Below are 25583 nucleotides of genomic sequence, written 5' to 3'. Positions count from 1 at the left end.
CGATGTAGACCAATGGCCGGATTATCCTCCTTCTGAGGAAAGTCTTCCCCCGGTGAATCAGCACCCGTCGCCTCCATCGCCTCCGGTGGTTCAGGCTCAGCCTCAACCCAAAAAGAAGAAGTCCATCTTCAGACGTATAGGCTCGAAACTCTGGCCTTTTGGAAAGAAGGAAAAAGAGGTTAAGCTCAGCGAGGTTCCGCCTCCACCACCACCACCTCCACCCCCAGCCAATCAAGCTCCTCAAAGGCCACAGACTTATCCTGGGGCTCTGGCTCCTCAGCCTCAACCGCAGCCTCGGTATCAGACCTACCAACCCCCGACGGCTCCACCACCCTCTCCACCCACGGCTCCGCCTCCCTCTCAAGGGGCTCCGTCTCAGGGCGAGACCTGGCAGTGGTACTGAGAAGGGTTTGTATTTCGGTTGCAAGCCTTTTAGGGGGAAGCCTCGAGAAGGGATAGAGGATCTTTGTCTGGCCCCCGAAGGGGGCCCAGAGAACGGGATCGGTGGGGCCAAAAAGGGCTAGCGTAGGGACGCCCAGAGCGGCTGCTAGGTGGCTTAGGCCGGAGTCGTTCCCCACCAAGAGCTTGGCCCGTGAAAGTACCTTTAGAGCCTTCTCTAGGTCCGAGCTCAAAAACACTTCGAAATCCCCGAAAAACTCTTCAAGATCCATTTCCGCCGGACCAAGGATTACCTTGATCGGAAGCCCTTCGGCTCCGAGGATTTTTAAGGCTTGTTTCAGGTCTTCCCGAGGATAACACTTGGCTCGTCCTCCGCTTCCTGGATGACACAAGAGATATTGCGGAGTCCATAGAAAGCCCGGTGGCTTAAGGAGCAGGCCTTCAGCTGGAACCTCTTTGCCTCCGGCTCTTTCTAGCTGGAAAAGGGCTACGTGACGTCTTTCATTTGGTACGGTTTCAATAAAATGTACTTTTCCGGAAAAGGCCTCCTCAAAGAGCTCCCGCAGGCTTGGGCTCCGGGTGAAGACAAAGAGTATTTCCAAATCTTTGGGAATTCCGTATTCTGTGGAAAGGACCTGATCGGCTAGACCGGCCTCCTTGTAAAGATTACGGACTTCATTTCGGGCGTAGAGAGTAAGTCTTCCGAATTCTCTTTTGAGGTGGGCGATGGCCAGCCGGGATAGCAGAAGATCCCCCAAGGCGCCTTCGTGCCAGATCCCGATCATTGCATCTTAGGGCGCCCTACGGTAGCAAGATAGATTACCGTTTCCTCTTCACCGTCGAGGCCAAGAAGGTCGTTTATTTCCTCGTCGAAGAAGGCCCCGCTGGGGCACGCTGAGAGACCCAAGGCCTCGGCGGCCAGTAATAGGTTTTGACAAATGTGCGCCACGTCCATGAAGATATATCGCATTCCGCGGCTTCCATACTTGGACATGGTCCGACGAGGTATGGCCGACCATATGAAGACTACCGAAGCGGTCTCACACATACTTTGCCCAAGGGCCGCTTCCTTGAGCTTCGATCCGAATTCTCCGCGGGCAAGCTCCTCGAGCACCCATCCCGTAACCTCAAGATGATAGAGTCCGGCAGGAAGACCAGAGACGGCGTTTATACCAAGATAGGTTTCGATGGGATACAAGGCTCCTGCCGAAGGGGCTGTGCGGAGAAGGTAACGTCCGGCCCTACCCGTGACTCCTTGTGAGGCATAAAGCAAGAGGTTTAGTTCTTCAAGAGTTAGAGGGGCTCGCTGGTAAATCCGGCTGCTTCTCCGTCTAGCAAGTACCTCGAAAAGTTCGGCTGGAGGGAAGTTAGGCCGCGGAAGAGGATAGCGAGGCGCTTTGGAATAGGTTTTAACATAAGAAACCGGCGAGATTTTTTCTCTTTCTCCGGAAAAAAGTTCTTGGCGATCGAGTTTGGTTTTTTCTAAAAAGAGAAAGCCTATAGATTTTTTATAATCCGGCATCTACTTCCGTCTTCGCTTCTTTTTCCGTGCCTTGACCTCAATTTTAAGCCTCTTCTTCTCCTCAGGGAAGATGTTTTCTGAAAGGAGCCGGAGCTCCGGAAAATAGCTCTTTCGGACGAGCTTTTTAGGAGGAGACTTCCCTTTCAGGGCGAAGAATCGTAAGTATAGCAGAGCCGAGAGCAAGACCACGGTTTCCTCAAAGAGCTCCTTACAAAAGCGATAGGAACCAAGTATTTCGAGAAGATACCGTTCGACCTCCTGAGTAGGCCTTTCTGGTTTTTCAAGAGGCCTCAAAAAATTCCGTGAGAGAAGATAGGGATAGAGGAAGAAGGCCAAGGCCCCGGCCTGGGACAGTCTGTTTTGTTTTACTAGGGTATCGGCTCGCGCAAGGAGAGTCTTAAGAAAATTTTGGAGATCCGGCCTATCCAAGAAGGCTCGGTGATAGAGGGGAAAAATCTCCCGGAAGAGCCCACTTTTGAGCATGAGGTCTAACCAAGGGGCAGCCCAGCCTCCGCTTACATCCTTTAGCCATTCGTCCCTCAGTCTTATGGGAGAACAAAGACGTATCTTTTCCCGATGTCGCAGGATGCCCTCCCAAGTGGCCGGCTCAATGGTAAAGCCCGCCCTGGCGGCGTGTCTTATGGCCCGGAGCATCCTTACCGGATCACGAATGAAACGTAGGTCCGGGTTCCCTATAACCCGGATGGTGCCGTTTTTTAGGTCCTCAAGTCCACCGACGTAATCAATGATGGTGAAATCGGCGATATTGTAGAAAAGAGCGTTGATAGTAAGATCGCGACGGAAGGCGTCTTCTTCCGGGGTACCGTAGATTTCTTCTCCGTTTTCTTCCGCGCTTTCCGGCCCTCGAAAGGTGACTACCTCTACGAACTTGCCTCCGCGGAAATAGACGTGTACCAGCCGAAACCGGCGACCGATGATCCGGCTGGCTCGAAAAAGTCTCCGGATTTCCTCTGGCCGGGCATCCGTGCCCACGTCGAAATCCTTGGGGGGAAGTCCTAGGAGAAGGTCCCTTACGCTTCCTCCGACGAGATAGGCCAGGTATCCGGCGTCATGCAACCGGTAGAGGACCTTGAGGGCCTCTCTGGGGATCATCTTTCGAGAAATAGGGTGTTCCGAACGGGGAACGATTCGGGGTTTGATGGGCGAAAAGTCAGGGAAGAGTTCCAGTTGTTCAGGCATTTTTAGAGGCTTCTTTTCTAGAAATTCGAAAGAGCTTGGGATTGATGCCGTACTTACGAATTTTGTAGTTGAGGATCCGGAGGGTTGTCCCCAGAAGCTCGGCCGCACGACTCTGGTTGCCACGGGTTTCCTTCAGGGCTTCCACGATGAGCTCTCTTTCTACCTTCTCCACCGCCTCGGCTAAAGTGAGCTTGGCTCGAGTATCCGAACTTTTGGCCGTCTGCAGGCTAGGCGGAAGGTGGTAGCTCCGTATGACCTCCTCGTCACAGATGAGGACCGCCCGTTCAACGGCGTTCTCAAGCTCTCTCACGTTTCCCGGCCAGTGATATTGCATAAGAAGATCTATGGCTGGGGAGGAAAGACGTTTTATGTTCTTACCGTAAAGCCGGCAATATTTCTCAAGGAAGTATTCCGCCAAAGGGATGATGTCCGTAGGGCGTTCCCTGAGAGGCGGAATGAATATAGGAAAGACGCTCAAACGATAATAGAGGTCCTCCCGAAAAAGGCCCTTTTCCACCAGTTCTTCGAGATTGCGATTGGTGGCGGCTATGATGCGTACGTCCACCTTGATAGGCTCCGTACCTCCCAGACGGTAGAACTCCTTTTCCTGGATGGCATGAAGGAGCTTGGCCTGAATGGGAAGCGGAAGATCCCCGATCTCGTCTAGGAAAAGCGTTCCTCCGTGGGCCTTTTCCATGAGTCCGATTTTGCGGTTGTGGGCTCCGGTGAAGGCCCCTTTTTCATAACCAAAGAGCTCGGATTCGATGAGACTTTCCGGAATGGCCGTACAGGGCACGGAGACAAATGGTCCTTCTGCTCGGGGGCTGTTGTAGTGGATGATACGGGCGATGAGGGTTTTCCCGGTTCCGGATTCTCCCCGCAAAAGCACCGTAGCCGGACTCTGGGCCACCCGGTCTATCATTTCCAGGACTTCCTGCATTCTGGAACTGGTGGCTATAAAATTTTCGAGCTGATATTTGTCTCGAAGTTCGTGCTTGAGGCGCAGGTTTTCCTCCAGGAGTTGAGCCCGTTCCTCTTCTAAGGCTTGAAGTTTGGCCACCGTTTGGGCGATCAACCCGGAGACGATGGTAAGAAAACGCAGGTTTTCACCGAGCTCTGCAGTGTCTGCCGTGGGACGGTCTACCGAAAGAGTTCCTAGAACCTGCCCGCCACTTTTGATGGGCACGCAGATGAAAGAAAGGCTCTTTTTTTCTTCTTCCTTCCGGCTTCGGGTTTTATTGAGGAACCGGGGATCTTCGCTTATCTGGGGCACGATGATGGGCTGGCCGGTGGCCACCACTTCTCCCGTAATACCCTCTCCCGGACGGTAGCGTCCTCGTCTTCGGGCCTCCTCCGAAAGCCCGTGGGCTACCTCGATCTGGATCTCCCCGGTTCGAGGATTGAAGATGGTGATGGTTCCGCGCTTGAGCTCGAAGCGTTCCGAAAGAATGGAAAGGGTTTTTTGTAAAGTCTCTCTTAAATCCAGAGTGCTGGCTAAAGTACTAGCAATCTCATACAGACATGCCAATTCCTCTAATGTGTGCGAGGACATCCCCTTCAATTCGTAAACCTATTTTTACAATTTTGCCAATTCTATCCTAGTCTTTGAAAGTAAACAAGGGGAGGCCGTTGACTTTTTCTAGTGGGAAGGTATGAAGATCTTAACAGTTGGGAATTTAGAGAGGTCCTTACATTAAAGACTAAAAGGAGGCTATAGGAAGGTGCCAGACGAGCCGTCGTGGTTTGAGGTCCTGAAGGCGCTCTTTCAAAAAAGTCCCGAGGAACATCTGGCTGAATTTACCGAAGAACTTTCGGAACTTATTTCTGAGGCCGAGCGAGAGGGCCTCTTTACCGCTGAGGAGAGGGAGATCGTCCTTGCGGTCCTCAAGCTTCGAAGAGTGGCTGTCCGAGAGCTGATGATTCCTAGGAAGGAACTTGTAGCTCTGCCGGTGGATTGGCCCATGGAAAAGATTTGGGAGGTGATTTCGAAAAGCCCTCATTCTTATTATCCGGTTTACGAGGAAAATTTGGACAATTTTCTAGGGGTTGTGTCCTTAAAGGACCTGGCATCTCATTTCGGACAAGACTTTCGTCTCAAAGAACTTGTGCGTTTGGCCTACGTAATTCCTGAAAGCCTTAAGGTGCGGGAGGCCCTCAAGGGTTTCCGTGATCGGGGCGAATCCGTGGCCCTGGTGATAGATGAACTCGGTAGTCTTTCCGGTATGATCCGTCTCAAGGATCTCCTTGAGTTTCTCTTTCCGGTAAAAAGGATCGGGTTTCCAGAGGATCGCGAGGGCTGGTACCATGTGAATCCTGAAACCCCTATTGAAGAAATCGAAAGGGTCTTGAAGATAGAACTTCCCCGGGGAGATTTTGAGACTCTGGCCGGTCTTATTACCGACAAGTTGGGGCGCTTGCCGCATTCAGGAGAGCGTGTGAGCCTTCCGGGACTCGAAGTGGAGGTTCTTCAAGCTGACGAACGGGCCGTAAGGGCTTTGAGGGTACGCCCGTCAATCCCGCCCCATGAGGTTCAGTGAGTTTCCCTTCCTTTCGATGGCGGGAGGCCTCCTCCTTACCCTCTCTTTTCCCAAAGTTGCTTTTTATCCACTGGCCTTTTGGGCCTTGGTTCCGGCACTTTTAGAGGCCGCGGAAAAAGGCTTCCGCCGAGCCTTCCTTGCGGGACTTTTTCTGGGCCTTGTCCATTTCGCCACCTTGCTTTACTGGCTGGTTTCGGTCATGGTCCGCTTCGGAGGATTCCCCTGGTTGGCGGCCCTTTCGGTCCATTTCCTTTTGGCTTTTTACCTCGCCCTCTATCCGGCCCTGACCTTCGGTTTTTCCGAAATCCTGGGATTTTTGAGGGCTCCTAGTCTTCTGCACGGTATAGGCTTTGCCCTTCTTTGGGTGTTGTTCGAGACTCTACGGGGCTATCTTTTTACCGGCTTCCCTTGGGAGCCTCTCGGAGGAGCCCTGGCTCCCAATCCCTATCTTCTCCAGCTAGCTGCGCACTTAGGCACTCATTTTCTCTCGTTTATGCTTGCCTTCTTAAATTACGCTTTCTTTGCCGTGGCTAAGTCCGGGAAGCGGTCCTTAAGGATCTTGATCCTAGCCGTTTTATTGATTCTTTTGGACCTCCTCTACGGATTTTTGGTTGTTCCCAAAGGGATGTCTTCTTTTCCCTTTAAAGTGGCTCTCGTCCAAGGGAACATCCCTCAGGATATAAAATGGCAAAAAGGCAACGAGATCCAGTCTCTTGAAAAATATCTGAAGCTCTCCCGGCAGGCCTTGGGTTGCTATCCGGACCTCATCGTTTGGCCAGAGACTGCCATGCCCTTCTTCTTTCCGCTGGACCCCCTTTCCCGAAAGCTCATCTCCGGCGTGAAAGACCTCGGCGTGCCCGTACTTTTCGGAGCCCCGAGGGTTGAGAAGGAGGGAGGCCGTTACGTTATGAAAAACAGTCTGGTGGCCCTGTCTCCAGAAGGAAAGATTTTTGGAGTTTACGACAAAGAACATTTGGTGCCCTTTGGGGAGTACGTGCCCTTTGAGAGGCATTTCCCTTGGTTGAGGAACTTGGCTGTGGCCTCCGGCAACTACGAGCCCGGACGAGGCTCGGGAGTAATCGAGGTCGCGGGCAAGAAACTCGGGGTTCTTATCTGTTTTGAAAACGTCTTTCCCGAACTTTCTCGGAAACGGGTGAGTGCCGGGGCGGAGGTGCTTCTCGTAGTCACCAACGACGCTTGGTTCGGAGAATCAGCGGCCTTGCCCCAACACTTTTACCAGTCGGTCCTTCGGGCGGTGGAGACCCGCCGCTACGTTATCCAAGTCTCGAATACCGGCCTTTCGGGAATCATTGACCCTTATGGAAGAGTGATACTCCTTGGCCCGATTAATCGGGAGTGGGTGGGCTGTTTTCCTGACAATTTTTGTCCCAGGCCTGACAATTTTTGTCCAAAACGGAACTGAGGCCTTGGGAGTCTGAAGGGATAGGTCCTGAAAATCATAAAAATTGGAAGAATTTGGAATTTGAAGGTTTGGCATGGTTTTTGTAGTGATTTTGATGCGAAAAAAACATATAAGGAGGTGGCAGGATGAAGGAAGTAAAGAAGTTAAGGAAGAAAAGGTCTGAAAAGGGTTTTACGCTTGTTGAATTGATGATCGTTATCGCGATCATCGCTATCTTGGCGGCGGTGGCTATCAGCCAGTATTCCACATACAAAGAGAAAGCTCAGGCTAAAGATTTGATCAACTTGGCCCGAAATTGTGCCCAAGATATTGTTGCTGAATGTCAGATTGATCCATCTTTTAAGAATGTTGGACAATTAGAGTCATGCACTAAAAGTGGGCAAGTTGGCAAATATTTATTTGATGTAAGCATCAAATATGCAACTACTGCAAATGCTACAAGCAATTTTATTGCTATAGCTAATACTACTAGTGTGGCTTTGTGTGATGATGATGGTTTCGCGATCGGTGCTACTGGTAAAGTCGGTTCTGCTTCTGGAAATGACTATTATGAAATATGTAGAGTTGAAAGCGATTTTGATATGTATTGCGAACAAATAAAGAAGGGTACCATATAACGCTTATAGCTATAGTGCTTACCTTGGTGGCGGTAGCAACGATTTTTGGAGCTAAAACTAAAACAAACGATTTGATCGTTCAAGCCAGGGCCTAGTGAACGCAGGCCCTGGCTTGAATATATGGTGAACAAAAATGGAAATATTCCTGTCTAGGGAAAGCTTCACTCCTAACATAGTTAATCGGTTTCTTTTCGGTCTCCATCTGACGAACGACACCGTAAGCAGTCTTGTAATTACCACTCCTGGTGCAAATCTTTTCTTCCCGTCCCGCTACTATAGCGTTTTTGCCGTCGACGTTAAAAATAAACTACCCTGTAGTTTTTATCGTGTAATTTAGTTTAGTCTTGTTCTTGTGGAAAGATACATGCCAGAGGAGAAAATATTATGAAGCCAAGACTTCAGGCTTTTACCCTTGTGGAGGTCGTAATTGTGGTGGCTATTCTGGCCATCCTGGCTTCGGTATCCTTTTCTATTTATCGCCACTATTTTCGTTCGGCCTTTGAAGTGGATCCGGTATCCGTACTTATGGCTGCCAAATTGGCCCAGGAAGAATACTACGCCGATCACGATGAATATGCCTGCCGTATAGAGGATCTTGCGGGCTTTGATGATGGTTCAGCCGACAATAAATATTGGCTGAATTCGGATAAGGATGACCGGCGCAAGTTTTACATTACGGTCCTTTCTCCGGGCTGCAGCGATGCCAATAAAGATAACTACACCCTCCAAGTGAAAAATAATACCACGGACGCAAACTGGGAAATAGAATGGCGACTTTCCTGTAGCGCCGCTTCTAATATTGGGGAATGTAAGCCTGTACAGGTTAAGGGAGCGAGTACCTTCAAGCACCTGTTTTAACTGGCGCGCCCGGGAGGAGTCGAACCCCCAACCATCGGATCCGAAGTCCGACGCTCTATCCAGTTGAGCTACGGGCGCACAAACTTTAAGTGCGGGAGGGGGGACTTGAACCCCCACGGGGAATAGCCCCACCGGATCCTAAGTCCGGAGCGTCTACCAATTCCGCCACTCCCGCGGTCTTGACTTATACTACTATCCTGGTGCCCCCGGGAGGACTCGAACCCCCAACCAACGGCTTAGAAGGCCGCTGCTCTATCCGATTGAGCTACGGGGGCACTTCCCTAATTATATTGCCCTAAATTACCGATTAGACAAGGGCCTCTTCTTCGGGTTCTTCTGAAATCTCCGTAACGGTGGGTATGACTTCCGGGGCCCGAATGAATTCCCGAATCTTTTCTACTTCTTGGGGAAGATCCGGGTCATTCTGGCATATGGGACAACCCCGGATATGACGATGGATGAACTCCATCATTCTGGCTGGGGCCAGGGCATCCTCTCTTACCTTCTGGAACCACTCTCGCGCTAAGCTTTTAAGCCGTGCACACTGCATCGTTCCGCCTCTTAACAAAATTATAAGATTCCTTGACGAAAGAGGAAGTAGCCTTTATATAAAAGAGCCGAACTCGAAAATCAAGGGGTGAGGATAAGGCTATGGCAAGACATAAAAAGATCGAGCGGAAGAGGGAAATTGAACGCCGGCGCAGAAGAAGGGCTAAACTTGCCAAACTGCGGGCCAAGGGACTTTTCCCGCGTCCAGAGGGCTATGATCCGCGGGTTTATCCTTATGTGGCCTACGCCGTAGCCAAAGGTATCATGAGCCTTGAAGAAGCATTAAAACGCCTCGAAAAAGCCAAAATTTCTTAAATAAGTTTCTATTTATATCAATTGAAAAATTAAAGGCGGCCTTCGTGGCCGCCCTTTTATGTTTAGCGGGCCTTTTCTATGAGGGTAAGCATCTCTCGGACGGCTTCCTTCATGCCTACCATGAGGGCCCGGGCTACGATGGCGTGACCGATACTGAACTCCTCAATCTCTGGGATGGCGGCCACGGGTTCTACGTTTTCGTAAGCTAAGCCATGTCCGGCATGGACCTCGAAGCCGAGGTCCTTGGCTACCCGGGCGGCTTCTTCAAGTCGTGAGAGCTCTTTTTCTAATTCCTCCTTGCCTTGGGCCTCGGCGTAATGGCCGGTGTGCAGTTCCACCACGTCGGCTCCGGTTTTGGCCGCGGCCTTGAGCTGGATAGGATCAGGATTGATGAAGATGCTTACCTTGGCGATACCCCCTTCCTTTAACTGTTCAACTACCTCTTTTACCTTCTTGACCCGTCCCTTTACAGCCATACCCCCCTCGGTGGTGATCTCCATGCGTCTTTCCGGAACCAGCGTTACCTGGTCCGGCTTGACCTCAAGGGCAAAGTCAATCATTTCCTCCGTGGGGGCCATCTCAAGTATAAGTTTGGTCTTTATGACTTCCCGAAGGAGTCTCACATCTCTTTCCTGAATATGACGGCGATCACCTCGGAGATGAACCACGATGCCTTGGGCTCCACCAAGTTCGGCGAGGACCGCCGCATGTACGGGGTCTGGATAGTGTACTTTGCGGGCTTCCCTTACCGTGGCCACGTGATCTACGTTTACCGCGAGTTTAGCCGGCATATATTCCCTCCTTCTTATGAAATTAACCACCTTTTTATGCCCCCTGGGAAGGAGTTTTTCAAGGAGTTCGGCCTCTTTTTGGGCCATGCGATAGGGAGCATATTTTCCTTTCTCGTGTTCATATCCTAAAAGATGTAAGAGACCATGCAGAGCTAAGGATAAAACGTAAGGCCTTAGAGGAAGATCATATTCTTTGGCCTCTCTTTCCGCAGTCTCTAGGGAGATAAAGATGTCGCCAAGGTAAGGAATTTCAGGTGGTCTTTGACCTTCCCAATAAGAAAAAGAAATTACGTTAGTAGGATAAGGACGGCCAAGGTATTGGAAATTGACCTCTGTTATTTCGGCATCCCTTACCAGATAAAGGCCGAACTCCCTTTCTGGGAGTCCGAGTAAGGCAAGGGCCTTTCTGAGTTTGTGCTTGATAAAGGTTTTCATCGTTCAAAGACCTTGCGGGCGAAAATGAGATAGCCAGTATGGGCCACCATTCGATCCTCCGGGCGAAGTCTTTCGGGATTGGTTTTGTAGAACCGCTGAAGGATCTCTTGCACCTCGAGACCTATAAAGGGTAGCTCGCCCAAGGCCTCAAGCAGGCGTGAGACTTGGTTTACGGTGGGGACTAGGGCCCCGAACGGAGCTCCGCCCTTTAAAGCCTGCCAGGCTGCGGCCAACAACTCCCAAGGCTCCCGTACATCCAAAAACAGGGCGTCGGCCTCTTCTTTCTCTTCGAACCCATCTTCTGTGACCTCACCCTTGAAAACTACCCTTTCCAAGAGGCCGGCCCGTTCGAGATTTCCCTGCGCAAGTTTTTGAAAACGCTCTTCCCGTTCATAGGTTATGACTCGACCTTCTGGCCCCACGGTTTGGGCGAGAGCCAGGGTAAGTGCTCCGGAACCCGTGCCGCACTCTACCACGGTTTTTCCAGGCGAAACGTCGAGCTTTACCAAAATGATCCCGATCTCCTTGGGATATATGATCTGCGTGGCCCGACGAACCTTCATGATATGGTCGTGGAGGGTGGGCCTTACGGCATAAAAAGGGGTGCCGTTCTTGCCGCGGGTCACGGAACCAAAGGGCCGTCCGATGAAATCCGAGAGGGCCACGCTGTCCCGGTGGGTGTGAAATATACGATCTTCGGCCCGGAGGAGGTAATGTCCCCCCTCCGGGGTGAAAAGTAGGATGAAGTCTCCCTCCCGGATGGTTTCCGTCATTAGTCTCCGGCAGAAAGAAAGGCCAGATAAGCCCGATAGGTCATGTAAAGATCGGCCTTGTGGGCTACCTCAAAGGGCGAATGCATGGAAAGGATAGGCGGGCCCAGGTCCACGATGTCTAGGCCGTAAGAGGCCAGATATTTGGCCACCGTACCGCCTCCCCCCTCGTCCACTTTGCCCATTGAGGCCGCCTGATAGACCACCCCAGCCTCGGAGAAAATGCGTCTCAGCCAGGCCATATATTCTGCATGGGCGTCATTGGCCATGTACTTTCCACCGTGTCCGGTGTATTTGGTGAGCACCACCCCGTAACCCACCCGGGCGTCATTGAGTTTTTCGTGAACTTCCATATAGTGGGGATCCATACCAGCGGTTACGTCTCCGGAGACGGCCTTGGAACGAAGGAAGGTCTCAAGCACGGTGTCTCCACCGGGCGTGACACCGTACATCTTGAGGTAATCATAGACCAGTTTTTCGAGAAAACGGCTCTTGGCCCCGGTGTTGCCGTCGGAGCCGATCTCTTCCTTGTCCATGAAGACCAGGAGGGTGGAATAGAGCGGTTCCTTGAGGGCTAGTGCCGCCGCTAGGGCTGAAAAGGCGCAGATGCGATCGTCCTGTCCGTAGCTCCCGATAAAGGCCCGATCAAGTCCGACTTCCACCGCCGGTCCCGCCGGCACGACCTCAAGCTCCGCACTTACAAAGTCCTCTTCGGTAAGGCCATACTTTTCGTTAAGGAGTTTGAGAATGGAGAGTTTTATCCGGTCCTTGTCTTCCTCTTGGCCCACTAGAGGCAGACCCCCTACAAGGACGTTTAGTTTCTCGCCAGGGATGGCTTCGGAGAGCTTTTTGTCTCCCTGGGTCTTGCGGGCCAAATGAGGAAGGAGGTCACAGATCGTAAAGACCGGGTCTTTGGGATCTTCCCCGATTGCGATCTTGACCCTGGTGCCGTCCGGTTTGACTACTACCCCGTGTAGGGCAAGCGGCCGGGCAACCCAGTGATATTTCTTGATGCCGCCGTAGTAGTGAGTTTTGAGAAAGGCCATGTCTAGGTCCTCATAAAGGGGATGTAGCTTTAAGTCCAGACGGGGACTGTCGATATGGGTGGCGATGATTCGCAAGCCATAGTAAGGAGGCTTCTTGCCAGCCACCATGACGGCCAGCATCTTGTCACGGAAGACTGTAAAACAGTAAGGACTAGGGTCTTCTGTAAAACCCCGCTTTTTGAGAAGTTCGACCATCACCTCCACGCATTCTCTTTCGGTCTTGGCCTGCGAGAGAAATTTCAGATAGTCCCTGGCTAGGGTCTCAGCCTCCTTTTTCTCCTTTTGGCTAAGCTGGTCCCATACCGGTTTGCGCTTTAGGGTAAGATTTTCTTTGAGCTCCTTGAGTTCGTCTTTCTTTCGAGCCATTCTTCACCTCCTCTTGAGGGAACTTTTCGAAAAGTTAGCTCTCGATCGGTCTCCGGTCAATGAAAAAGGGTGCGTAGGAGCGAAAATGTGGATTTATGATTCTGGCTTCCGGCTGGAGCCTTTCGGGGAACAGGCGTGTATTCTACTGATGGGATCTGCCTTACCGGTTGAGGAAAGAGACTCATGAGTTGATAAATTTCGTGGGGTAGGTCTGTTTTAACCGGGAGTCCGAGTTTTTTGGCCTCTTCAAAGGTTATGGGATAATCGTGAGTCCAGTGTCCCTGGGAGAGGACTTCCGCGAGTTCCTCGGCCTTTTCTGGAGGATAGCGGTCGGAAAGAAGGTCTCGTAGATTCTCCTTCATTTGACGCAAGGCCTTCTCGGCCATATCAGCCATGATGAGGGTCTGGTCGTCCACGTGCTCTAATGGCTTTTCCCGAGCCACGCGAAGGATGGAGGCTGCGGGAAACTGGCCCAATTGGGGGTCTACCGGACCGAGCACGGCATGCTCATCCATCACAATTTCATCGGCCGCAAGGGCGATGAGCGTGCCACCACTCATGGCGTAATGGGGGACGAAGGCCGTGACCTTGGCGGGATGTTTCTTTACCGCCCGGGCAATCTGTAAGGCTGCCAGCACAAGCCCTCCCGGAGTGTGAAGAATGATATCAATAGGCACATCTGGGTCTGTCATGTGAATGGCCCGGATGACCTGTTCCGAATCGTTTATGTCTATAAAGCGCATGATGGGGAAACCTAGAAGGCTCATGGTCTCTTGTCGGTGGACAAGAAGGATGACCCGCGAGCCTCTCATCTTTTCGATTTTGGCGATCATGCGCTGACGGGCAGCTTCAAGCAACCTTTGACGCAGAACTGGCTGCAGGGCCATAAGGATGAAAAAGAACCAAAGGACATCAAAACCCGACATGAGTGACCTCCCTAACGGTTTATGCGATCAATATAGGAGATAACCGCCCCCCAGGGGACCTCTTCATCTTTGAAATAAGAACGTCTCTTTTGATAGAAAAGCCGATGGGTAAGCACTCCAGCAAGGAAACCGCCCACATGGGCCCACCAGGCCACGCCCCCTACTTCTCCAGGTAGGGCCAGAGAAAGGGTGCCGGAAAATATTTGAATCAGGTACCAGTAGCCGAGATATACAATGGCCGGAATTTCAAAAAAGAAGGGAATGATGAAGATGGGCACCATGACAATCACCCGGGCAAGAGGAAACATTACTAAGTAGGCCCCCAGTACTCCGGAAATGGCCCCCGAGGCTCCGATGGTGGGTACCGTCGAAAGGGGATGGATATAAATGTGAACCAAGGCCGCGGCTATTCCGCAAAAGAGATAGAAGAAAAGGAATCGCACATGTCCCAGTCGATCTTCTACGTTGTCTCCGAAGATCCATAAAGTCCACATATTACCCAGAAAATGGACCCAGCCGCCGTGTAAAAAGAGATGGGTGAAAAAGGTAAGATAGGCCCCGGGCGGGAAGCCGTGAAGCTTTGCCCATTCGGGATCAGTGATGCGGGCAGGGATGAGGCCGAGATAGTGAAAAAGGAGTTCCCTTTGAGGTTGAGGAAGAGCAATTTCAAACAGGAAAACCAGCGTGTTCACCGCAATGAGGCCCCAAGTAACCAGGGGAACCGTGCGTCTAGGAAGGATATCCTGTAGGGGTATCATCCAAGGGCTCCGATGGCCTCTCCACGTACATTCTTACGGAAGGTTTCACTACGTTTGATGAGCTCAGGACTCAACTCCTCAAGCCTGCCGAAAATAAAAGATCGAGTGCGTTCGTTTAGGCTCAGTTCGTGAAGGCCCTCTTTTCCCCGGGCAAGAAAGTTTCGGGCCAGGATCTCGTGAGGCTCGGCGGTCTCCGAGAGCACGAAAAACTCTGCGGCCCGCAGGGCATAGCGGTTGGCGTTAAAGGCCACCGCTCCCCCTCCGGCTTCACGTACAAGGAAAAGGGCCTCCACGTCTGTGATGCTGTCTCCGATGTAAAGGACCTCTGAGGGCGGAGTCCCGATCTCCTTGCAGGCGATCTCCACCGCCCGGGCCTTTTCCTGGCCTCCTACAGGATTAACTTCTGTAAGAAATCGTCCGGCTTCCATTTCGGGGAGTTTTTTCCAGAAGATCTCCTCTAGTCGCTCGACGGCCTTACGGGATTCTGGAGGAAGATCCTCTAAGCCCCGGGCTCCTTCGGGGATCTCGATTATTGGAAGCTCTAAGATCTTACGGGCAAGAGTCTGAAGTTCCTTTTCTTCAGCTTGGGAGAGCCTTACGGCCTCAAAGTCCACCTCTGTGCAGAAAACCCGCTCTATGGGAAAACCTGCCACCTCGCACAAGGCCTCAAGATAGGGCCGGTAACTGGTGCTGATAATGAAGGTTGGGATAAGGCTGTTTAAAGCCTTCAGGGTCTCCACCGCTCGGGGAAGAACCCTGAGCGTTTTCCGGGAAAACTCTCGAAGTTTGCGGTTGTCCGCCCCGAAGGCCTTGAGAAAGGGAAGAATCAACTTTAAGGTGTCTCCGGCCTTGTATCCGGGACGCTTCTCCACGTCTGCCAGATAATCGTCATAACGCGATACGCGGGCGAAAAAGTCACCTCCGTCTGGAATCAAGATCTCGGTAAACTCGTAAGCATTATCATTTAGGGTAATGGGACCCTCACAATCCAGCGCTGCAATCGCCATTTGTTAACCTCTTGGTATAATCTAAAGGGGTGTTAAAATTTCTAACACAAAACCAATTTTATTGGAAGCTCTTATGCCCATCTACGAGTTTCGGTGTGAGGTATGTGGGGAGATTTTTGAAAAGTTGATGAAAATGGAGGAAGAGTTTCCTCCCTGTCCCCGCTGCGGGGAAAAGAGGGTCTTTAAGCTCCCTTCTATTTTTGGTTTTCAGGACGCTTCCGATTTCCGGGCGGAAAGGGAAAGGGCCGTCCTCAAAAGGGCTCGGGATTATCTTATAGACGGCAAAGTTAAAGATGCTAGGCGCTTTCTTTCTATGGCTAAAGAATATGTCAAGACCGATGCCGTGAAGAGACTCCATGACTCCCTCTCCGAGAGGAAGCCGGTCAAAGGGGGTTATGTCAGTCGTACGGAAGTGGTAATCAAAAAGAAAAAGTAGGAGGCGGTTATGACCAAACAAAAGGAGGAGGCCTTTCTTCCACCGGTCACTTTTAGTACTTTCATTCTTTCGCTTAATACCGCCGCTCTCATCCACTTGGGGGAGCTTCCCAATCCCGAGACCAACGAAAAGAGCGTGAACCTGGCCCTGGCCCGACATACTATTGATACCCTAGATATGCTCAAGGAAAAAACCAAGGGTAATCTCACTAAGGAGGAAGAACAACTTCTCGAAAGTGTCCTTTACGAATTGCGGATGCGCTACATTAAATTGACTTCATGAAGATAGAAGCTCCGGCCAAGCTCAATCTTTTTCTCTATGTCCTTGGCCGAAGGCCGGATGGCTATCACGATCTTCTCACTCTTTTCCAAAAGATTAGCCTTTGCGACGAGGTCCATCTGGAAAAGGCCACGGGAATCACTCTTGAGGTTTCTGGAGAAGCCCCTCCGGGGCGCGAGAACCTCTGTTTTAGAGCGGCCGAGATTTTTCTTGAGCGGGCGGCTATTAAGGGTGGGGTCTTCATCCGGCTTAAAAAGCGCATTCCTGCGGGAACAGGTCTTGGTGGGGCAAGCAGCGACGCGGCTGCGGTGCTCAAAGGGCTTTCAAAGCTCTATCCTGGACACCTTTCAGAGGCCGAACTTTTTGAGGTCGGAAGGTCGCTCGGGGCGGATGTGCCGTTCTTTTTGTCCTCTTATAGTACCGCCCTCGGGGAGGGGATCGGGGATCGCCTTTCGCCGTGGCCAACGCTTCCGGCATGGTATGTGGTCGTAGTACCACCCTTTCGAATATCTACGGCCTGGGCCTATCGAAATTTGAGATTGACAAAAAGGGAAACCCCGCTTATTAATGGGCCGGAAAATTTTTCTTGGGATAAATCCTTGGTGAACGACTTTAAGGACCTAGTTTTTGAGAAATATCCGGAGCTTTCGGTGGTCGAGGCCGCTCTTTATGATGCTGGGGCCCTGAAGGCTGGGCTTTCTGGTAGTGGGTCGGCCCTTTTCGGAGTCTTTGAAGAACAGGGCCTGGCCGAAAGGGCCGCCGAAAGGCTCCGAGAGAGATTTAAAGATTACCAAGTTTTGGTGGCGAGGAACTTTCGGGAGGGAGAGACATGTTTATCAATCACATGAAGATCTTTAGCGGGAACTCTAATCCGGAACTAGCCAAAAAGATCTGCGAATATCTAGCGGTCCCTTTGGGACACATGGAGATCAGACGGTTCAGTGATGGCGAAATTTTTGTGGAGATCAAGGAAAATGTCCGAGGGGCGGATGTTTTCGTGATCCAGTCCACCTGCCCCCCAGTAAACGAACATTTGATGGAGCTTCTCATCATCATTGATGCCTTAAGGAGGGCCTCAGCCAGGCGTATTACTGCCGTTATGCCCTATTATGGTTACGCCCGTCAGGATCGGAAGACTGCGCCCAGAACCCCCATTACCGCCAAGCTGGTGGCCAATCTTCTCACCGTAGCCGGGGCGAGGAGGGTCCTTACTATGGACCTTCACGCCGGCCAAATCCAGGGATTCTTTGATATCCCGGTAGATCATCTTTTTGCGGCCCCGGTTCTCCTGGATTATCTCAAGGAGACCTTCCGAGATGAGGAACTGGTAATCGTGTCTCCAGATGCCGGAGGTGTGGAGAGGGCCCGGGCCTATGCCAAGAGACTCGGAGCCGGTATCGCCATCGTGGACAAACGTCGTCTCCGTCCCAACGAGAGCGAGGTTATGCATGTGGTAGGGGATGTAAAGGGCAAAGTGGCTATTATTTTGGACGACATGGTGGATACCGCGGGCACTATGTGCCAGGCGGCCAAAGCCATTAAGGATCAAGGGGCCAAGGAGGTCCACGGTATGGCTACCCATCCGGTGCTTTCTGGCCCGGCTCCAGAGCGGATAAAGAATTCGGTTCTAAAATCCTTGGTGGTTACTGACACCATCCCCTTGCGGGAGGAGGTCAAAGATATTAAAAAGATCGAAGTTCTTTCGGTGGCCAAACTACTTGGAGAGGCTATAAGAAGGATTCATGCCGACGATTCGGTGAGTTCGCTTTTTGTTTAATCTTTGGAAGAAGGGGGTTTTGAATCATGAAACAGGTTCCTTTTACCGTGGAGGTCAGGAAAAAGACCGGCAAGGAGATGGCCAAAAAACTTCGGCGTCAGGGGCTTATACCGGCCATCCTTTATGGGCCTCAAACCGACCCCTTGCCTCTTGCGGCCAAGGTAAATGAGCTCAAGAGGATTTTGCAGCGCCACCGTGGCGAGTCATTGATATTCAATTTGACGGTGGTGGACAACGGAAATACCTCTCAGCGGATGGCCCTCATCAAAGAGCTTCAATACCACCCTGTTACGGACGAAATTATCCATGCCGACTTTTATGAGATTCGGATGGATAGGCCCGTGGAAGTGGATGTGCCTATCAAGGTGGTAGGCAAGGCCAAAGGTGTGGAAAAGGGTGGACTCCTTGAGCTTATTATGAGGGAGATTACGGTCTCCTGCCTTCCGAACCAGATTCCGGATAGCATCGAGGTGGATGTGACCGAGCTCGATATAGGTGATACCCTGCATGTTCGCGATCTCACCCCGCCTGAAGGCATGAAATTTGTGGAAGATCCTGATGAGCCCGTGGTCACCATCATAGAAGTTGAGGCTGAGAGCGAGGGGGGAGAGGAGACCGAGGGCGAATCTGCGGCGTAAGCTATGTGGCTTCTGGTGGGGCTGGGAAACCCCGGCCCACGTTTTCTCCGTACGCGGCATAATTTGGGGTGGTTAGTCGTTTCGGCCTTGGCGGAAAGCCAAGGCCTTAAATTTTTTGAAGCCCTTTCAGGAAAGGCGATGATGGCCGAGCTTCCTGGCAAAGCTTATCTTCTATTACCTCTTACCTATATGAATCTTTCAGGGGAGGCGGTTCTGCCGGCGGCTCGGGAGCTTTCCGTATCGCCGGAGAGAATTCTGGTGGTGCACGACGATCTGGATCTCCCCCTCGGAAGATTAAAGCTCGTTCCCAAAGGGGGAGCCGGAGGCCACCGGGGAGTGCTTTCAATTATTTCAGCCTTAGGAACGGAAGCCTTTCCTCGTATGAAACTCGGCATCGGTCGTCCTCTGAAGGGGGTATCAGTAAAGGATTATGTACTTTCAGAGTTCGGACCTGAGGAATGGCCCTTGGCGGAAAAGGTGATAGAGGCTGGGGTGGAGGCTATAGAGGTGATTTTCTCAGAAGGTTTGGAAAAGGCTATGACCCTTTACAACCGTCGAGATTTGATCAAAAATTAATCTATGGTAGAGAAAACCAAAAATCCTAAGAGGCGTTCCCTAGCTGATATCTGGTTTCAAGATACCTTCCTTAAAGTAGAGCGTCTCCTCTATATTCTAGTGGCCATAGGCATTATTTTTGCCACCGCTGAGGTGATCTACGATGGCTTTCACGCCCTTTTCCGGGCCTTTGAGTATGAGGATTTTGCCCTAGGCATTTTAAAGGTGATCGACCGTTTCCTTATCGCTCTTATGTTCCTGGAAATCCTTTATACCGTACAGATCGTTTTTGGAGAGGAGTACCATCTTCAATGTATTGAGCCCTTTTTAATGGTAGCCATTATAGCTCTGGTCCGGAGATTGCTCTTGGTGGCCTTTGAAATCTCGCATGGTGGCAAACTTGAGGTCGAACGTGTCAAATACTATCTCATAGAAATGGCAATTGTGGGACTTCTGATCTTGGCTTTGGTAGTGGCTGTTTTGCTTCTAAGGAAAGGGCGTAGGAAGGAAAGGTTATGATGAAGACCAAGGATGCCATTTTGATTCTGGATTTTGGCTCTCAAACCACGCAGCTTATTGCCAGGCGTGTGCGGGAGTTTAACGTTTACAGCGAGATCCGTCCCTGCACGGTGAGTCTCGATGAAATTCGAGCCTTCGGTCCCAAGGGGATTATCCTTTCCGGAGGGCCGGCGAGTGTATACGATGAGGAGGCTCCGCGGATCCCGGTGGAGATTTTCGATATGGGGATTCCGGTCCTTGGGATTTGTTATGGGATGCAGCTCATGGCCCATCTCTTGGGGGGCCTGGTTGAAAGGAGCTTCAAGAGGGAGTATGGTCCGGCTGAACTCAGAGTCCTTTCTACAGAAGATCTTTTCTACGGTCTTGATTCCAATCGGAAGTACCGGGTCTGGATGAGTCACGGTGACCGTATCGAAGTCCTGCCTCCGGATTTTATATCTATTGCGGAGAGCGAGAACTCGCCTTATGCCGCTATGCGGCATAAGGAAAGGCCACTTTTCGGAGTCCAGTTTCATCCCGAGGTGGTGCATACCGAGATTGGCCGGGAGGTCCTCTCCAATTTTGTCTTCCGGATCTGCGGTTGTGAACCCACCTGGACCATGGAGTCCTTTATCGAGACCACCGTGCGCGAGATCCGGGAGATGGTGTCTTCGGAGGATCGGGTGGTTTGTGCCCTTTCGGGGGGCATAGACTCCACGGTTACGGCCCTTCTAGTCCATCGGGCCATCGGGGATCGACTGGTGCCCATTTTTGTGAATAATGGGGTACTCCGCAAGAATGAGCCCGAGGAGGTACTTTCTCTCATGGAAGGGCTGGGGCTCAAGGTGCACTATGTGGATGCCTCCCAGCGTTTCCTGGAAAGACTCCAAGGAGTTACTGATCCAGAGAAAAAGCGTCGTATCATTGGATATACCTTTATCGAGGTCTTTGAGGAGGAGGCCCGGAAAATCGGAAATGTAAAGTGGCTGGCTCAGGGGACCCTTTATCCGGATGTCATCGAGAGCGTCTCTTTTCGTGGCCCTTCGGCTACTATTAAAACCCACCACAATGTAGGCGGTCTTCCCGAGCGGATGCAGCTCAAACTTATAGAACCCCTGCGAGAGCTTTTTAAGGATGAGGTCCGTGAGATTGCCCGTGAACTTGGGCTTCCTAAGAAAGTGATATGGCGGCAGCCCTTCCCAGGGCCGGGTCTAGCCATAAGAATCTTGGGAGAAGTTACTGAGGAGCGGCTTCGCATCCTGCGGGAGGCGGATGCCATCGTTACGGAGGAGATGCTGAAAAGCGGCTGGTACTACAAAGTATGGCAGAGCTTTGCGGTCTTGGTGCCGGTGAAGACGGTCGGAGTCATGGGTGATTACCGAACCTATGAACACGTGATTGCCATTCGATGTGTGGAAAGCCAGGACGCCATGACCGCAGATTGGGTGAGACTCCCTTATGAGCTTCTCGCCCGACTCTCAAACCGCATCATAAACGAGGTTCAGGGAGTAAACCGCGTGGTCTATGACATTTCCTCCAAACCTCCGGCGACCATCGAGTGGGAGTAAACCTAAGACGCGAGCTTCCGCGCAAACTTTTTCACCTCTCGGGCCTGGCCCTTCATCCCTTGGTCCTCTGGCTGGAGGCGTGGCAAGAGATTTTTTGGGTTATTATTCTCGTATCGATTACGACTGTTGAAGTTCTGCGGATTTCAGGACGATTTTCTATTTTAAATCGCTTATTTGGTAGACTCATGCGCTCCGGGGAGGAAAGGCGGTTTTCGGGGGCTTTTTATTACTTCTGGGGGGTGGGGCTGGCTTTCTTGATGTTTCCTCTTGAAGCGGCGCTGGTGGGTCTCTGGGTGCTAGCTGTAGGAGATGCCGTAGCGGGGTTGCTTATCAGAGGCCGAAGTGTGGTCCTTTTCCTTTGTGGGCTCGCTATTTTATTGGTCTTTGGCTATCCCCTCGATCCGCTAAATATCCTGAAGGTTCTTAGTTGGACCCTTGTCGAAAGGCTTCCCCGAGTAAATGACAACTTTACCCTTCCGCTTGTGGTAGCCTTAACCCTTTCCTGGTAGGCTTTTGATAACCAAAAAAGGTCCGCGACCGAAGATTCCGGAGGCTTTTTTGGAAAAGAAGATCAGATGCTCCGGGGCGAGATGAAAGAGTCGAGCGGCAAGCCTCCTTCCTAAGATCGGCAGAGAGGTTTCTTCGAGGCTTATAAAGAAAGACAAGGTCTTTCATCTCCTCCTGTAGGCAAAAATAGAGGGAGACCCGGGGGTGGGTTTCAAGGATGGTCTCCACCACCGGAGAGAGGGCTTCGGCCAGGATCTTCCCCCGCACGGGCACAGCCTGGAGTCCGTGATAGGAAACCACCCAGTTTCGGGCTGCATCTTCTTTCCTCAGAGCTACCGCCCAGGTGTTGGCCTCTCCGGCAAGATCCACCCCTAGGAAATACATTGGGCCGAGACCTGCTTGGCCAGAAATTCCAGGGCCTCCTGAAGACCGCGGGTCTTCAAAACCTCGCTGAAACTCGAAACATCCATCTGATAGCCCGTAGGCTTCTTCTTGATGAAGACCAGGAATCGTTGAAGATACCCCTCTTCGGAAAGCAGGATCTCCAGCAGACGGTCCTCGCCCTTCTCCCAGACGTTGAAGGTTCTTATCACCAGGCCCTCTCTCGGCCGGAAGGTCTTCTGGAGAGTCTCTGGAAGATTTTTGATGTTGGGGACCTTTACCGGAAACACGTTCTCCACCTCCTCTATTACGGGATGCGGAATATGGCGGGGGGGTCTTGTCTTCTTGAGGGTTAAGACATAGAGGGTTTTTCCCTCCGCCACCCACTTAGCCTCATATTTGGTAAGTGGGGCCTCGGGTTTTAACGTCTCCACTTTTATCTCAAAAGCTCCTACCTCTTGGGCGCTTTCAAGAGAGTATTCCAGAAAGGGACGGTCATCTGTGCGGATAAGAATTTCCCCTCCGGTCTTCAGTCTTCGGGCGAAAATATAAAGATTCGCTGGACGGGTTAAGCGTCGTTTGTGGTGTCGCTTTTTGAACCAAGGATCGGGATAGTTCATATAAATGGTTTCTATGGTTTCGTTTTCAAAGAGGAGTAGGAAGGCCCAGTAGGCATCTAGCCGGACGCAAAAAAGGTTCTTTAGATTGGCCTCGCGAATACGCTTGAGGAGCTTTTCGATGGAGATCCCGGAAAGCTCTATACCCAGGAAATTGCGTTCGGGATGCCTTCGGGCGAGAGCGGCTAGGAACTCTCCGTTTCCAAAACCGATTTCAACCGTAAGTCGTGGAATCCTCAAGGGTTTGGGAATTCTTTTGTAGTTAAGGTACCCCTGTGTTGACAACAGGACCTCCTTTTTCCCTTATCGAGATCGCAGAAAGCCGGTATCATTATAACAGATGTATCCCTTCGAGCTTCTATACCGCATAAGGCGACCTACGCGCTATTTTGATCGCGAGGTAAACGCCTTTCGTAAGCCTTGGGAGGAGGCCGGGGTTAGATTCTGCCTGGTCTATCCGGATCTTTATGAGATCGGGATGTCCCATATTGGGCTCCATATCCTTTACCTGATATTGAATTCCCGTGAGGGCTATCTTGCGGATCGGGCTTATGTTCCGGCTCGGGATTTGGAGGATCTTCTTCGCAGAAGGAGGCTTCCCCTTCTCTCTCTTGAACACGGCCGTCCCTTGAGAGACTTCGATGTGGTGGGGATTTCTTATCCCTATGAGCTTTGCGCGGCCAATATCGTGACCGTGCTTGAGCTCTCTGGGATTCCGGTGTTCGCAAGGGATCGGAAAGAAGGGGATCCTCTTGTTCTTGGCGGGGGTTCGGCCATGGCCAATCCCGAGCCGGTGGCTGACTTCTATGATGCCATCATCTTTGGGGATGGTGAGGAGGCTATTCTTGAGATAGCCGAGTGCGTAAAGGATTGGAAGGCGGCCCACGGGAACCGAGATGAACTTCTGCGGGCCTTGGTCCGTATTCCGGGAGTGTATGTGCCCCGTTTTTTCCGGCCGCTTTATGAGAATGAGCGTTTTCGAGGGCTTGAGCCCCTGCTTCCAGGCTATGAAAAGGTGAGACGCCGAATTGTTTCGGATCTTGACCGAGTTTTTTATCCCTGGCGTCCCCCGGTTCCTTGGGCGGAGATAGCCCACGACCGACTCTCGGTCGAGATTTCCCGAGGTTGCACACGGGGATGTCGTTTCTGTCAGGCAAGTTCTATCTATCGTCCGGTGAGAGAACGATCTGTAGAAAGGGTCCTTGAAATGACCGAAGAGGGGGTTAAGAGCACGGGCTTTGAAGAGGTCTCACTTCTTTCTCTTTCGGCTGGAGACTATACGGCCCTTGAGGCCTTGGTAAGGGCCCTTTATATCCGTTTCGGGGAAGACCGGGTGGCTATATCGCTTCCTTCCGTGCGGGTTGGCAGTCTTACCCCCGGAATCCTTGAAGTTTTAAGCCGTCTGCGCCGCACGGGACTGACCCTTGCTCCCGAAGCCGGAACCGAACGCCTGCGGAGGGTAATCAATAAGGGCATCTCGGAAGAAGAACTTTTCCGCGGGGCGGAGCTCGCGCGAAATCTCGGCTGGCGGGACATAAAGCTTTATTTCATGATCGGTCTTCCCACCGAGACCGAGGAGGACGTACGAGCCATTGCGGAACTCGCAAAAAGGGTCTCCGAAAAAAGCAGGGGACTTGCGGTGACAGTCTCGGTCTCCACCTTTGTGCCTAAGCCTCATACGCCCTTTCAGTGGGAACGTCAGATGGACATCCCCGAAACTCGAGAGAAACTCAAGCTTTTGAAACGTTTGGTTCGTGGGCGCCGGCTGAAGCTTAAATGGCATCTTCCGGAACAAAGTTTTCTTGAGGGTGTGCTTTCTCGTGGAGACCGGAGGCTATCGGAACTCATTTTCGGGGCCCATAGGGCCGGGGCCCGGCTTGATGGCTGGAGCGAGGAATTCCGGCTACGGCACTGGTTATCCGCCGCGGAGGCCTTAGGGATTAGACTCTCGGAATATCTCCGAGAAAGAGATCCGGAAGAGATCCTCCCTTGGGATCACCTTGATTGCGGTCTGGACAAAAAATTTCTCCTCTCGGAAAGGGAGCGGGCCTATCGGGGAGAAATCTCGCTAGACTGTCGTTTTGAAAGGTGCCTCAAATGCGGGGTTTGCGGAAAGGAGGTAAGAAATGTCTTGCGACCTAAAGAGGCGGAGAGTCTTCCCCTTCCTGAAATCTCTATAGCGGAAGATGTTTACTGGTACCGGGTAAAGTATGTCAAAAAGGGGGTTTTCCAGTTCCTTTCACAACTTGAGATCACCCGAGCCTTTGAGCGGGCCCTGAGAAGAAGCGGACTCCCCCTGGCTTTCACCCGAGGGTTTCATCCTCATCCCAAATTATCCTTCGGCAGGGCCCTTCCGGTGGGGATCGAGTCCGAGGGAGAGGTTATGGCCCTGGCCTTGAGGGAAAGGTTGGGCTCGGAGGAGGTACTTGCAAGGCTCGCGAAGGTTCTGCCTCAGGGACTCTCGCCCGTTGAAGTTGAGCCTGTGACTTCTCCCGAAATCCGAGAGGAGGAGGCCCTTTTTGCCGTAAAGGTGCCAGAAGGGTTCAAAATCGAAGAGGAGGTGCTGGAAGAAAGGCTTGCCCTGCCTCTTGAGGTCATGCGTAAAGGGAAACGTCGCAGCCTTGATCTCAGAGAATTTGTTCCCGGGATCGAGATCTCAAATGGTACCCTTTTGTTTCGGTTGAAATTTCGGGAGGGGGGTCTTAGACCCGAAGAAGCCGCCGCCCATCTTCTCGGGGTCTCTCGGGAGGAGGTCTTTTCCTGGGGCTTGAAAAAGCTTGATTCAAAGGCCTGAATTTTTTAAAAAGG

General features: G+C 51.8%; 28 protein-coding genes and 3 tRNA genes. 15 read left to right on the top strand and 16 right to left on the bottom strand.

Going from position 1 to position 25583, the window contains the following annotated elements; genetic code table 11:
• Nucleotides 1–185 precede the first annotated feature (185 nt).
• Genes TDIS_RS06815 through TDIS_RS06800 form a run of 4 tightly spaced genes read right to left on the bottom strand, consistent with a single transcriptional unit; the run spans nucleotide 186 to nucleotide 4649 of the window.
• Nucleotides 186–1184, bottom strand: coding sequence for a glycosyltransferase family 9 protein (locus TDIS_RS06815; protein WP_068670635.1), 999 nt, complete (start codon nucleotides 1182–1184; stop codon nucleotides 186–188).
• Nucleotides 1181–1921, bottom strand: a complete 741-nt coding sequence (locus tag TDIS_RS06810; RefSeq protein ID WP_068670633.1) for a SagB/ThcOx family dehydrogenase — start codon at nucleotides 1919–1921, stop codon at nucleotides 1181–1183. The genes TDIS_RS06815 and TDIS_RS06810 overlap by 4 nt, the downstream gene beginning before the upstream one ends.
• The gene (pcnB, locus tag TDIS_RS06805; protein WP_068670631.1) at nucleotides 1922–3121 is read right to left on the bottom strand and encodes a polynucleotide adenylyltransferase PcnB; all 1200 of its coding nucleotides are present in this window, start codon (nucleotides 3119–3121) and stop codon (nucleotides 1922–1924) included.
• Nucleotides 3114–4649: a sigma-54 interaction domain-containing protein gene (locus TDIS_RS06800; protein WP_244147490.1), complete on the bottom strand. Its 1536-nt coding sequence runs from the start codon at nucleotides 4647–4649 to the stop codon at nucleotides 3114–3116. The genes pcnB and TDIS_RS06800 overlap by 8 nt, the downstream gene beginning before the upstream one ends.
• Nucleotides 4650–4842: 193 nt before the next feature.
• Between TDIS_RS06800 and TDIS_RS06795 the strand changes: the two genes are divergently transcribed.
• The 4 genes from TDIS_RS06795 (at nucleotide 4843) to TDIS_RS06780 (ending at nucleotide 8556) form a co-directional block, all read left to right on the top strand.
• Complete coding sequence (locus TDIS_RS06795) at nucleotides 4843–5658, top strand: transporter associated domain-containing protein (RefSeq protein WP_068670628.1); 816 nt, start codon at nucleotides 4843–4845, stop codon at nucleotides 5656–5658.
• Between the two features lie 16 nt (nucleotides 5659–5674).
• Nucleotides 5675–7081, top strand: a complete 1407-nt coding sequence (gene lnt, locus TDIS_RS06790; protein WP_161939496.1) for an apolipoprotein N-acyltransferase — start codon at nucleotides 5675–5677, stop codon at nucleotides 7079–7081.
• A 125-nt stretch (nucleotides 7082–7206) separates the two neighbouring features.
• Nucleotides 7207–7698, top strand: coding sequence for a prepilin-type N-terminal cleavage/methylation domain-containing protein (locus tag TDIS_RS11470; RefSeq protein ID WP_068670624.1), 492 nt, complete (start codon nucleotides 7207–7209; stop codon nucleotides 7696–7698).
• A gap of 384 nt (nucleotides 7699–8082) precedes the next feature.
• A complete protein-coding gene (locus tag TDIS_RS06780) occupies nucleotides 8083–8556 on the top strand; it encodes a type IV pilin protein (RefSeq protein ID WP_068670622.1) in 474 nt (157 codons plus the stop codon).
• 1 nt (nucleotide 8557) lies between these two features.
• Here TDIS_RS06780 and TDIS_RS06775 read toward each other — a convergent pair.
• From TDIS_RS06775 to TDIS_RS06760, 4 genes are all read right to left on the bottom strand, one after another.
• Nucleotides 8558–8634 (bottom strand) — tRNA-Arg (locus TDIS_RS06775).
• Nucleotides 8635–8646: 12 nt separating this feature from the next.
• Nucleotides 8647–8731 (bottom strand) — tRNA-Leu (locus tag TDIS_RS06770).
• 23 nt (nucleotides 8732–8754) lie between these two features.
• Nucleotides 8755–8831: transfer RNA gene (locus tag TDIS_RS06765), tRNA-Arg, on the bottom strand.
• 32 nt (nucleotides 8832–8863) lie between these two features.
• Nucleotides 8864–9106, bottom strand: coding sequence for a hypothetical protein (locus TDIS_RS06760; RefSeq protein WP_068670620.1), 243 nt, complete (start codon nucleotides 9104–9106; stop codon nucleotides 8864–8866).
• Nucleotides 9107–9207: 101 nt separating this feature from the next.
• Here TDIS_RS06760 and TDIS_RS06755 point away from each other — a divergent pair, with 101 nt between their 5' ends.
• Nucleotides 9208–9420 (top strand): hypothetical protein, encoded by a 213-nt coding sequence (locus tag TDIS_RS06755; protein WP_068670619.1) that lies wholly within the window; start codon nucleotides 9208–9210, stop codon nucleotides 9418–9420.
• A gap of 62 nt (nucleotides 9421–9482) precedes the next feature.
• Here TDIS_RS06755 and TDIS_RS10855 read toward each other — a convergent pair whose 3' ends face one another.
• The 6 genes from TDIS_RS10855 to TDIS_RS06725 are packed head-to-tail and all read right to left on the bottom strand — an operon-like array spanning nucleotide 9483 to nucleotide 15519.
• Nucleotides 9483–10646: a pyridoxine 5'-phosphate synthase gene (locus tag TDIS_RS10855; RefSeq protein ID WP_084271012.1), complete on the bottom strand. Its 1164-nt coding sequence runs from the start codon at nucleotides 10644–10646 to the stop codon at nucleotides 9483–9485.
• On the bottom strand, nucleotides 10643–11419 hold the full coding sequence (locus TDIS_RS06745; protein WP_068670617.1) for a tRNA (adenine-N1)-methyltransferase: 777 nt from the start codon (nucleotides 11417–11419) through the stop codon (nucleotides 10643–10645). The genes TDIS_RS10855 and TDIS_RS06745 overlap by 4 nt, the downstream gene beginning before the upstream one ends.
• Nucleotides 11419–12828: an aminopeptidase gene (locus tag TDIS_RS06740; RefSeq protein WP_068670615.1), complete on the bottom strand. Its 1410-nt coding sequence runs from the start codon at nucleotides 12826–12828 to the stop codon at nucleotides 11419–11421. Before TDIS_RS06740 ends, TDIS_RS06745 begins: the two co-directional genes overlap by 1 nt.
• Nucleotides 12829–12884: 56 nt before the next feature.
• Nucleotides 12885–13754 carry an SDH family Clp fold serine proteinase gene (locus tag TDIS_RS06735; RefSeq protein ID WP_068670613.1) on the bottom strand — a complete coding sequence of 290 codons (870 nt, stop codon included), beginning with the start codon at nucleotides 13752–13754 and terminating at the stop codon, nucleotides 12885–12887.
• 11 nt (nucleotides 13755–13765) lie between these two features.
• A complete protein-coding gene (locus TDIS_RS06730) occupies nucleotides 13766–14512 on the bottom strand; it encodes a rhomboid family intramembrane serine protease (RefSeq protein ID WP_068670611.1) in 747 nt (248 codons plus the stop codon).
• The gene (locus TDIS_RS06725; protein WP_068670609.1) at nucleotides 14509–15519 is read right to left on the bottom strand and encodes a hypothetical protein; all 1011 of its coding nucleotides are present in this window, start codon (nucleotides 15517–15519) and stop codon (nucleotides 14509–14511) included. The genes TDIS_RS06730 and TDIS_RS06725 overlap by 4 nt, the downstream gene beginning before the upstream one ends.
• Before the next feature lie 73 nt (nucleotides 15520–15592).
• On the opposite strand from TDIS_RS06725, the gene TDIS_RS06720 reads away from it, so the two are divergent.
• Genes TDIS_RS06720 through TDIS_RS06680 form a run of 9 tightly spaced genes read left to right on the top strand, consistent with a single transcriptional unit; the run spans nucleotide 15593 to nucleotide 21779 of the window.
• Nucleotides 15593–15955, top strand: a complete 363-nt coding sequence (locus tag TDIS_RS06720) for an FmdB family zinc ribbon protein (RefSeq protein WP_068670607.1) — start codon at nucleotides 15593–15595, stop codon at nucleotides 15953–15955.
• 9 nt (nucleotides 15956–15964) lie between these two features.
• Nucleotides 15965–16237: a DUF1844 domain-containing protein gene (locus TDIS_RS06715; RefSeq protein WP_068670605.1), complete on the top strand. Its 273-nt coding sequence runs from the start codon at nucleotides 15965–15967 to the stop codon at nucleotides 16235–16237.
• On the top strand, nucleotides 16234–17082 hold the full coding sequence (gene ispE / locus TDIS_RS06710; RefSeq protein ID WP_068670603.1) for a 4-(cytidine 5'-diphospho)-2-C-methyl-D-erythritol kinase: 849 nt from the start codon (nucleotides 16234–16236) through the stop codon (nucleotides 17080–17082). The genes TDIS_RS06715 and ispE overlap by 4 nt, the downstream gene beginning before the upstream one ends.
• Nucleotides 17064–18011 carry a ribose-phosphate pyrophosphokinase gene (locus TDIS_RS06705; protein WP_068670602.1) on the top strand — a complete coding sequence of 316 codons (948 nt, stop codon included), beginning with the start codon at nucleotides 17064–17066 and terminating at the stop codon, nucleotides 18009–18011. The genes ispE and TDIS_RS06705 overlap by 19 nt, the downstream gene beginning before the upstream one ends.
• Before the next feature lie 26 nt (nucleotides 18012–18037).
• On the top strand, nucleotides 18038–18649 hold the full coding sequence (locus TDIS_RS06700; RefSeq protein WP_068670601.1) for a 50S ribosomal protein L25/general stress protein Ctc: 612 nt from the start codon (nucleotides 18038–18040) through the stop codon (nucleotides 18647–18649).
• A 3-nt stretch (nucleotides 18650–18652) separates the two neighbouring features.
• The gene (gene pth / locus TDIS_RS06695; protein WP_068670600.1) at nucleotides 18653–19225 is read left to right on the top strand and encodes an aminoacyl-tRNA hydrolase; all 573 of its coding nucleotides are present in this window, start codon (nucleotides 18653–18655) and stop codon (nucleotides 19223–19225) included.
• A 3-nt stretch (nucleotides 19226–19228) separates the two neighbouring features.
• The gene (locus tag TDIS_RS06690; protein WP_068670599.1) at nucleotides 19229–19723 is read left to right on the top strand and encodes a phosphate-starvation-inducible PsiE family protein; all 495 of its coding nucleotides are present in this window, start codon (nucleotides 19229–19231) and stop codon (nucleotides 19721–19723) included.
• On the top strand, nucleotides 19723–21270 hold the full coding sequence (gene guaA, locus TDIS_RS06685; protein ID WP_068670657.1) for a glutamine-hydrolyzing GMP synthase: 1548 nt from the start codon (nucleotides 19723–19725) through the stop codon (nucleotides 21268–21270). Before TDIS_RS06690 ends, guaA begins: the two co-directional genes overlap by 1 nt.
• Nucleotides 21261–21779, top strand: coding sequence for a diacylglycerol/polyprenol kinase family protein (locus TDIS_RS06680; RefSeq protein ID WP_068670598.1), 519 nt, complete (start codon nucleotides 21261–21263; stop codon nucleotides 21777–21779). The genes guaA and TDIS_RS06680 overlap by 10 nt, the downstream gene beginning before the upstream one ends.
• Here TDIS_RS06680 and TDIS_RS06675 read toward each other — a convergent pair.
• Together TDIS_RS06675 and trmB are read right to left on the bottom strand one after the other, a co-directional pair.
• A complete protein-coding gene (locus TDIS_RS06675) occupies nucleotides 21739–22161 on the bottom strand; it encodes a hypothetical protein (protein ID WP_068670597.1) in 423 nt (140 codons plus the stop codon). The two genes, TDIS_RS06680 and TDIS_RS06675, sit on opposite strands and share 41 nt — an antisense overlap.
• Nucleotides 22149–23060, bottom strand: a complete 912-nt coding sequence (gene trmB / locus TDIS_RS06670) for a tRNA (guanosine(46)-N7)-methyltransferase TrmB (protein ID WP_068670596.1) — start codon at nucleotides 23058–23060, stop codon at nucleotides 22149–22151. Before trmB ends, TDIS_RS06675 begins: the two co-directional genes overlap by 13 nt.
• A gap of 55 nt (nucleotides 23061–23115) precedes the next feature.
• Here trmB and TDIS_RS06665 point away from each other — a divergent pair, with 55 nt between their 5' ends.
• Complete coding sequence (locus TDIS_RS06665) at nucleotides 23116–25569, top strand: TIGR03960 family B12-binding radical SAM protein (RefSeq protein ID WP_068670594.1); 2454 nt, start codon at nucleotides 23116–23118, stop codon at nucleotides 25567–25569.
• Nucleotides 25570–25583: the final 14 nt, after the last annotated feature.

This window comes from Thermosulfurimonas dismutans (assembly GCF_001652585.1).
Taxonomy (GTDB): domain Bacteria; phylum Desulfobacterota; class Thermodesulfobacteria; order Thermodesulfobacteriales; family Thermodesulfobacteriaceae; genus Thermosulfurimonas; species Thermosulfurimonas dismutans.
This window is presented reverse-complemented; position numbering and strand designations above follow the sequence as displayed.